Source organism: uncultured Intestinimonas sp. (genome assembly GCF_944387725.1).
Taxonomy (GTDB): domain Bacteria; phylum Bacillota; class Clostridia; order Oscillospirales; family Oscillospiraceae; genus Intestinimonas.
Genome location: NZ_CALXGA010000093.1, coordinates 1 through 5,801 on the forward strand (window position 1 = coordinate 1; position 5,801 = coordinate 5,801).

Annotated in this window: 5 protein-coding genes and 1 pseudogene; 5 read left to right on the forward strand and 1 reads right to left on the reverse strand. The window is 68.0% G+C overall.

What is annotated here, in order from left to right; genetic code table 11:
- The 5 genes and pseudogenes from Q0K09_RS10150 to Q0K09_RS10170 all read left to right on the forward strand — a co-directional run.
- Positions 1 to 1,615 (forward strand): annotated as a pseudogene (locus Q0K09_RS10150) (hypothetical protein); the annotation flags it as partial.
- A gap of 125 nt (positions 1,616 to 1,740) precedes the next feature.
- Positions 1,741 to 3,006, forward strand: coding sequence for a peptidylprolyl isomerase (locus tag Q0K09_RS10155; RefSeq protein WP_294475900.1), 1,266 nt, complete (start codon positions 1,741 to 1,743; stop codon positions 3,004 to 3,006).
- 119 nt (positions 3,007 to 3,125) lie between these two features.
- Positions 3,126 to 3,548, forward strand: coding sequence for a hypothetical protein (locus Q0K09_RS10160; protein ID WP_294475901.1), 423 nt, complete (start codon positions 3,126 to 3,128; stop codon positions 3,546 to 3,548).
- Between the two features lie 19 nt (positions 3,549 to 3,567).
- Complete coding sequence (locus tag Q0K09_RS10165; protein ID WP_294475904.1) at positions 3,568 to 4,005, forward strand: cell wall hydrolase; 438 nt, start codon at positions 3,568 to 3,570, stop codon at positions 4,003 to 4,005.
- 15 nt (positions 4,006 to 4,020) lie between these two features.
- Complete coding sequence (locus Q0K09_RS10170) at positions 4,021 to 4,497, forward strand: hypothetical protein (RefSeq protein ID WP_294475902.1); 477 nt, start codon at positions 4,021 to 4,023, stop codon at positions 4,495 to 4,497.
- A gap of 108 nt (positions 4,498 to 4,605) precedes the next feature.
- Here the strand turns inward: Q0K09_RS10170 and Q0K09_RS10175 are convergent.
- Positions 4,606 to 5,801, reverse strand: a 1,196-nt coding sequence (locus tag Q0K09_RS10175) for a thiamine pyrophosphate-dependent enzyme (RefSeq protein ID WP_294475903.1), incomplete at its 5' end; no start/stop codon positions are given.

A 5,801-nucleotide genomic window follows, 5' to 3' on the forward strand; every position in this document is an offset into this window, starting at 1 on the left:
CGCCGACGGGGTGACCTTCCAGCGGGTGGCCTTCTGGGGCCTGGGCTATGTCCTGCTCTACGCCCTGGTGGGGGCCGTCCTGCTGTGCGCCGCCCTGGCCCTCTACCGCCGCCGGCGGCTGGAGGCGGCGGGGGATGTGGTGGCCGTCCGGGCGGTGCGGCCCCTCTTCCAGTACGGGGTGGGCGTCTGCGCCGCCTTGGCCCTGGGCTCGGTGTGCTACCTGCTCTTCGTCCCGGCCCTTCCGGAAGGGGTCTGGACCCTTCTGGCCTTCCTGCTGCTGTGGGGGGCGGTGGGGTACTTCGTGGCCCGGATGCTGCTGGACAAGAGCTTCTGGGTCTTTCGAAAGGGCTGGCCCGGCTGTCTGGCCCTCCTGGCCGCCCTGGTCCTCTTCACCGTCGGGATGGAGGCCGACGTCACCGGCTACGAGCGGCGGGTCCCGGCGGCGGATCGGGTGGAGTCTGTGACGGTGACCGGCATCACCAGCGCCCCCTACGACGAGGCCGATGCCTCCGCCCTGACCTTCACCGATCCGGCGCTCATCCAGGCGGTGACGGCCCTCCACCAGAGCATCGTGGACACCCATGCGGACTGGCCCGAGCCCCAAATCTCCTATGCCTACCAGCCCGCAGCCAAGGCCGCTGAGGTTGAAACCGCCCCCCTGACGATAGAGGTCCAGACTCAGAGCACCTTCACGGTGTACCTCACCTACACCCTCACCAACGGGGACACCCTGGCCCGGCGCTATTCCGGCATCCCCGTGACCCAGGGGCTGCTGGCCGACCCCTCCTCACCCGCCGCCCGGGCCCAGACTCTGCTGAACACCCCGGAGGCGGTGGAACAGGCCTATTTCCACCGGATCGGCCAACTGGAGAACCTCCAGCTGGCCAGCGTCACCCTGGATGTCTGGGACCTCACCACCAACCGCTATGTCACCTACCCTGTGCCGGCGGAGTACCGGGAGGCTCTGATGGAGGCTCTCCGGGCCGATCTGGCCGCCGGGGATTTGGGCCGCCGCTACCTCCTGGAGGACGAGGCGCGGCTCCGGAACTGCTATTCCAGCGACCTCGTTCTGGAGCACCGCTCCACAGACCCGGCGGAGTACGGCTCCCGGAGGCTGTATATTACCCTCCAAACCACCTCCCGGCGGAGTCTGGCGGTGCTGGAGGAGGCCGGGGTCCTCGGCGATACCCGGGTACTGGAGACCCAGGCCCAGGCCCAGACCCGGCAGGCCGTCTCCTACGCCGAGGTAGACGGCGTCCCCGCCTCCATCGCCCGGGCTGTGGGCTCCGACGGCGACGTCTACTACCGCCTGGCCGACGTGGCCCTGGCCCTCAGCGGCACCTACGCCCAGTTCGACTTCCAGCCGGCGGAAGGGGGCGGGGTGGAGATCCTCGTGGGCCAGCCCTACTCCGGGGAGATCCTGGAGGCCCCCAGCGGCATCCCCCAGGGGGCGGTCACCGCCCTGGACCTGTCGGTCAGCGGCGGAACGCCTGTGCGCCTCCCCGCCCTTTCCATCCAGGGGGAGATCTACATCGGGACCGGCTTTTTCGGCCTGCTGGGCCTCCAGTGGGACGTGTGGGGCGACGGGGGCCTGGGCCTCAACACGGGCGCCTGACCACAGCGCTCCCTGCACAGAATAGGGGCGGGAAAAGACCCGAAAACCCGCCGTCTTTCCCGTTGCCTTTTGGGGGCGGGGGTGGTATCATAGTCCTGATTGCAACACTTAAAGGAGCGAATGACATGAAGCACACCCTCACCCGGCTGGGCGCGGCCTGCGCCGCCCTGGCCCTGACCCTCTCCCTGGCGGGCTGCGGCCAGAACGCCGCCGGGACCACCCCCATCCCCCTGCCCCCGGAGGTCCCCGCCGACATCCTCCAGGAGGCCGCCGGCCTCCCCCGGGACACCGCCCTTCTCACCGTAGACGGCGCGGAGGTCCCCGCCGAGGCCCTGCTCTACTGGGTCTGCTCCTTCGCCGACCAGTACGCCGCCTGGGGCATGAGCGACCTCACCATGGACATGGGGGACGGCCAGACCCTGGGAGACTACTACCTGGACAGCGCCATTCAGACCGCCACCCTCTACCAGGTGGTGGAGAACCAGGCCCAGGCGCTGGACCTGGGCTGGAATGCGGACAACCAGGCCGCCTTTGACCAGGACGTGGCCGAGATGAAGGCGTCGGTGGCCCAACAGGCCGGCCTGGACCCGGAGGCCGACGCCGCCGCGGTGGACACCGAATACATCCGCCTTCTCTCCTATATGGGCCTCTCCGAGGAGGGCTTCCTTCGGGTCAACCGGCCCATCTACCTCTACGACAACCTGCTCGCGGGCCTCTACGGCCCGGAGGGGGCCGAGCCCCCGGACGCTCAGAGTCTGGCCGACGCCGGCATCCTCCACGCCAAGCACATCCTCATCCGGGCCAACCCGGTCACCGCCGAGGACGGCGCCGTTACCGACGATGGCATGGCCGCCGCCCTGGCCACCGCCCAGGACCTCTGCACCCAGCTGGCGGCCTCCGACGACCCTATGGTCCTCTTTGACGCCCTGATGACTGAGTACACCGCCGATGTGGACAGCTACGGCAACATCAACGGCGGCGCCGAGGGCTACACCTTCGGCCCCGGGGAGATGGTCCAGGAGTTCTACGACGGCGCCGCCGCCCTGGCCGAGGGGGAGATCAGCGAACCCATCCAGAGCACCTACGGCTACCACATCATCCTTCGCCTGTCCGCCGACAATGAGACAGGATACGAAAAGTACGCCCAGGTCCGCCTGGACGAGCGGCTGGACCAGTGGATGACCGACGCTCAGGTGGAGCGCACCGAGGCCCTGGAGGGTCTGGACCTGCCCGCCTACTATACCAATCTGGGCACTCTGCGGGAGGCCATCGCCGCCGCCAGCCAGGAGGCCCTGACCCCCGCCGAAACCCCCACCGCCGAAACCCCCACCGCCGAGACCTCCACCCCGGAGACCTCCGTCCCTCCGGCCACCGCGACCCCCGCCGCCTGAGCCCCCGATACAGACCGCCCCGGCCCCTCTTTCAGAGGGCCGGGGCGGATTTTTTGCACCAAACCGCCCCGAGTTGGATAGAATGGGGGTAGTTCACGGAAAAAAGGAGGGGGGCCGGCATGGAGGAGGCCCAGCGGGCGTCTCTGGAGGCGCAGCTTTCCACGGCGGAGCAGTCCCAGGGCTTTCTGCTGGTGCTGCTGGCCTCGGTACTCCTCTCCTTTTGGACGGTGAACATCCAGCGGCAGAGGCTCTGCCTGACCCTGGCGGGGGAGGAGGAGCGGGCCGCCGCCCTCCCCGGCGTGTTCCCCGCTCGGCGCACCGCCGGGGCCATGGTCATCGGGGCCCTGGGCTTTTTCCTGTGCCTGGCCCTGAAGACCTGGGAGGAGGCCCAGACCGGGACGGAGGCCGCCCGCCGCTCCGCCTCCGTCAACCTGTGGGCCTCCCTCTTCGTGCTCCTGGCCGCTCTGCTCCGCTTCCTGGACCTGGGCCGCCAGGGGGCGGAGCAGGAGGAGGGAGCCGGGGCGGAGGGCCTGTCCGCCTGATTTCTGAGCTGGGAGGAAGATACCTATGACCGATCTGGAGCTTCTGGCCCGTATCGTCCAATGCGAGGCCGGGGGAGAGGGGGAGCAGGGCATGAAGGCCGTGGCCTGCGTGGTGATGAACCGGGTCCATGTGGACTATGGGGAGTATGGCCGGCTGGAGCCCACCGTCCGGGCGGTGATCTACCAGCCGGGGCAGTTCGACTGTGCCCGGGAGACCATCGGGGGGCAGTACAACGCCCAGAACATCTACAACATGTCGGTGGGGGAGCTCCAATACGACATCGCCGAATGGGCCATGGCGGGGAACCGGCTCACCGGCCTGGGCTTTGCCCTGTGGTACTTCAACCCCTTCAGCCCCAACTGCCGGCAGAGCTTCCCCTCCCAGGTGGGGGAGTTTGTCACCCGCATTGGAAACCACTGTTTCTACAACCCTACGCAGGCCTATGCCGAGACTTAGAGGAGGAGCGCGTCCATGAATCAGTTTTATCCCGGGGCCGTGTGCGACATGGCCCTCAACCGTGCCAACGAGGGCGGGGGGCTGGTGACCCCGCCGGAGGAGGACTTCGACACCGACGCCATGCGGGGCTCCATGCAGCAGATGCTCTCCGACAACCTGGGGCTCTATGTGGTGTGCGAGTTCCTGGTGGGCACCCAGGCCATGAGCCGCAAGGAGGGCATCCTCTACGCCGTGGGCCGGAGCTATGTGACCCTCTACGAGGAGGCGTCCCAGAACTTTGTGGTCTGCGACATCTTCTCCCTGAAATTCGTCACCTTCTACCTGCCCGGCCGGCGGCCCGGACAGACGGGGGGCGGGGGCAGCATCCCCATGGTGAATATCCCCGGGGTGGGCTCCGTCCCCGCCGGGGAGTACGGCCTGGGGACCGCCGGCGTGGCAGGAAACACCGCCGCCCGGAACACCACCGGCAGCCGCACCCTGGGCCGGGGATAGTCCGCGCCCCGCACATGTGCGTCCGGCGGCCCAGCGCGCAAAAAAGGTCCCTCCACCGAACCTCGGTGGAGGGACCTTTTCCTTTGCTGTTTTGGGGTGTTAGGCGTCTTAGGCGTAGAGCTCCTGGAGCTTGACCAAGTGCTCGTAGCGGGCCTTGGCCAGCTCCTCGTTCTCCTGGAAGAGCTTCTCAGCCCGCTCGGGGAAGGCCCGGGTCAGGGCGGAGTAGCGGGCCTCGTTCATCAGGAACTCCTGATAGCCGCCGGCGGGGGCCTTGGAGTCCAGGGTGAAGGGGCTCTTGCCCTCGGCCTTCAGGGCGGGGTTGAAGCGGAACAGGTTCCAGTAGCCGCAGTCCACGGCCTTCTTCATCTCGCTCTGGCAGTTGGCCATGCCGCCCTTGATGGAGTGCATCTCGCAGGGGGCGTAGCCGATGATGAGGGAGGGGCCGTGATAGGCCTCTGCCTCGTTGATGGCCTTGAGGGTCTGGGCGGGGTTGGCTCCCATGGCCACCTGGGCCACATAGACATAGCCGTACTGCATGGCGATTTCGGCCAGGGACTTCTTTGGCATGGTCTTGCCCGCAGCGGCAAACTGGGCCACAGCGCCCACATTGGTGGCCTTGGAGGCCTGGCCGCCGGTGTTGGAGTAGACCTCGGTGTCGAAGACGAAGACGTTGACATCCTCGCCGGAGGCCAGGACGTGGTCCAGGCCGCCGTAGCCGATGTCGTAGGCCCAGCCGTCGCCGCCGAAAATCCAAATGGACTTCTTGGCCAGAAACTCCTTGTGGGCCAGAATCTCCCGGCCCAGCGTGCAGGCGTCGCAGCCGCAGTCGCCCCGGGCGTTCAGCACGGTCTCCAGCGCGGCCACATACTTCTTGGCAGCCTCGCCGTTGGCCACGGCGTCGGACATGGTGTCCAGCCAGGCCTGGCCGGCGGCCTTGACGTCCTCATCGGTGTAGTCGAGGGCCAGGAGGGCGCGGGTCTTCTCCTCCAGACGGTCCCGGAGGGCCTTCTGACCGTAGAAGAAGCCCAGGCCGTTCTCGGCGTTGTCCTCAAAGAGGGAGTTGGCCCAGGCGGGACCCCTGCCGGCCTTGTTGACGGTATAGGGAGAGGTGGCGGCGGGACCGCCCCAGATGGAGGAGCAGCCGGTGGCGTTGGAGATATACATCCGGTCGCCGCAGACCTGGGTGACCAGGCGGGCGTAGCTGGTCTCGGCGCAGCCGGCGCAGGCGCCGGAGAACTCCAGCAGGGGCTGGTTGAACTGGCTGCCCTTGACGGTGGTGGTGTCGGCCATGTCGGCCTTGTCAG